Annotated in this window: 3 protein-coding genes; all 3 read right to left on the bottom strand. The window is 58.6% G+C overall.

Features of this window, described 5'->3' with window-relative positions; genetic code table 11:
• Window positions 1-137: 137 nt before the first annotated feature.
• Window positions 138-407: a hypothetical protein gene (locus AB4043_RS22795; RefSeq protein WP_442300380.1), complete on the bottom strand. Its 270-nt coding sequence runs from the start codon at window positions 405-407 to the stop codon at window positions 138-140.
• A 198-nt stretch (window positions 408-605) separates the two neighbouring features.
• On the bottom strand, window positions 606-1,841 hold the full coding sequence (locus AB4043_RS22790; RefSeq protein ID WP_442300381.1) for a threonine ammonia-lyase: 1,236 nt from the start codon (window positions 1,839-1,841) through the stop codon (window positions 606-608).
• Between the two features lie 228 nt (window positions 1,842-2,069).
• Window positions 2,070-2,324, bottom strand: a 255-nt coding sequence (locus tag AB4043_RS22785; protein WP_442308188.1) for a MarR family winged helix-turn-helix transcriptional regulator, incomplete at its 5' end; no start/stop codon positions are given.

Raw genomic sequence — 2,324 nt, 5'->3', positions numbered from 1 at the left:
GACAAGGAGTAAGAGTATTTCCCTGATGCTGGGTATCTACACCTAAAGGGAAAAGGCTCCACAGGAACCGTAATCGGTAACGAAACAAGAAGGGCCTCCCGCTGGGGAGGCCCTTTCTGTTGAAGCGAGGTCCAGACCTATTCATCTGATAATCTCTCCCGTTTGCCCTGCATGCGCCACACACGTGCGGCGAGAAAAAGCAGAGTGACTACGGTAGAGATGACAAGGGCCGAGACTACGTTGATCTCGACGACTTCGCCAAGGGGATTGCCTCCCTTATGAAAGCCGCCAAACTTCAGGGCAAGAAAACACAGGGCGGCGACGATGCCGCACTCAATTGCAAGCCGCTGGCGCGTAGGTCCCGTGCTGAGCTCTTCTTCGGTTGCATATTGCAGGTTTGGAGCCATCGTGCATTTCTCCAGAAACGTAAGATGCCTTGTGCAGCAGACAGTGAGGCAAAGAGAAAGTATGTACGTTTAAAAACGTGCATACGCGGGTGCCTCTTCTGGAGCACCACAGTATCAACGAATCTATGTGATGTTGTATAGAAAGTTTACTGCGGGGTATTGGGGCCGGCAATGGTCACAATGGTTTGCCGGCCCAGGTTACTGGACGCGCTGGTGCCGGAAACCCCGCTCGGTCAAGGCTGCCAGCAGTTCTGCCACATGCTCCGGACCGCGGGCTTCCATGGTGATATCGATGGCGGTGTCGCCCAGGTTCACGTCGTAGTAGGCCCGGTTGTAGAGGGTGTCCACGATGTTGATACGGTGGACCGCAATCAGCTCGGTAAGCTCGGCGAGGGCGCCGGGTTTGTCCAGCAGATGGATGCGCAGGCGGATCAGACGGCCATCCTTGACCAGACCGCGTTCGATGATGCGCGAAAGCAGGGTGACGTCGATATTGCCGCCGCTGACCAGAACCGCAGTCCGTGTACCCGGCGGAAGACCGGTCTTATGTTGCATGACGGCGGCGAGGGCAGTCGCGCCGGCGCCTTCGGCCAGTGTCTTCTCTCGTTCCAGCAGGACCAGGATGGCGGACGCGATCTCATCCTCTTCGACCGTGACGATGCGGTCGACGTACTGTTCCGCGAGCGGCAGGGTGACGTCACCGGCCCGGCGTACTGCAATGCCGTCGGCGATGGTAGTGGCGGGATCGAGGGTGACGTGATGTCCCGCTTCTACAGCGGCTTTCATGCTGGCCAGACGCGCCGTCTGCACGCCGACGACCTGAATCTTCGGGTTCGTTTCTTTCAGCGCAACGGCGATGCCGCTGGTCAGTCCGCCACCGCCGATCGGGATGACGACCGCTTCCAGGGCAGGGACCTGATCCAGGATCTCCAGGCCGATGACACCCTGGCCGGCGATAACGGCAGGATCGTCAAAGGGGTGCACGAAGGTCATGCCCTTCAGATCGCAGAGCCGCCGGGCTTCGGCGTAAGCCTCGTCGTAGTTGGCGCCGTGCAGCACTACCTCAGCGCCGAAGTTGCGAGTGGCAGTGACCTTAACCAGAGGTGTCTGCACCGGCATCACGATGGTGGCGGGAATGCCGCGCTTAGTGGCGTGGTAGGCGACGCCCTGGGCGTGATTGCCTGCGCTGGCGGCGATAACGCCGCGGTTGGCCTGCTCCGGAGTGAGGGTGGCGATCTTGTTCAGTGCCCCGCGCTCTTTGAAGCTGCCAGTCATCTGCAGGTTTTCGAGCTTGAGATAGATCTCAAGTCCAGTGGTCTTGGACAGCCTCTCCGATCGGGAACACGGAGATTCGTAGACACTGCCGCGCATCCGTTCGCGGGCGGCTTGCACATCCGCAAGGGAAACGCTCGGGGTCGCTGTCTCAGTCGCCATATGACATTAGGGTAAATGACCAGTGGGTCTCGTGAACTCGACTCTATAGGGACGGGTGCCCCACATACGCGTAGCTTATGTGGGACATTCGAGCGGAGCTCGAATCGTTTTTAATCTTCTTGATGTAACTCCGATTTCATGAAGGTAAATCAGGATCGAGCTTACGCTCGATACACCCACATATGCTTCGCATATATGGGGCACCCAGGTTATGGGGAGTGTTGAATGCTACAGCCGGTCCGCGGCCATCTCCAGCAGGTCATTCATGGCTTTCAGGTCTGAGCGTTTTACGCCCTCCCATAGGTCCATCTCAATCTTCCGCACAACCACGTCGGTATCCTGCAGCAGCTTTTCACCGGTTGCCGTGAGGCTGGCGATGCGCCGGCGTTCATTGGTTGCGTCCTGTTGACGGACGATCCAGCCGTTCTTCTCTGCGCGCAGAATCAGGCCATGTGCGGTTTGGGGGGTGATGCTGCACTCCCG

Origin of the sequence: Terriglobus sp. YAF25 (assembly GCF_052113305.1) — a bacterium.
In the GTDB taxonomy this organism is placed as follows: Bacteria; Acidobacteriota; Terriglobia; order Terriglobales; family Acidobacteriaceae; genus Terriglobus.
The sequence above is the reverse complement of the archived record's forward strand: the minus strand, read 5'-3'. Positions and strand labels throughout refer to the sequence as shown.

Coding starts and splice junctions, on each gene's coding strand:
- AB4043_RS22795 (WP_442300380.1), bottom strand. CDS start 407: ATGGCTCCAAACCTGCAATATGCAACCGAAGAAGAGCTCAGCACGGGA.
- AB4043_RS22790 (WP_442300381.1), bottom strand. CDS start 1,841: ATGGCGACTGAGACAGCGACCCCGAGCGTTTCCCTTGCGGATGTGCAA.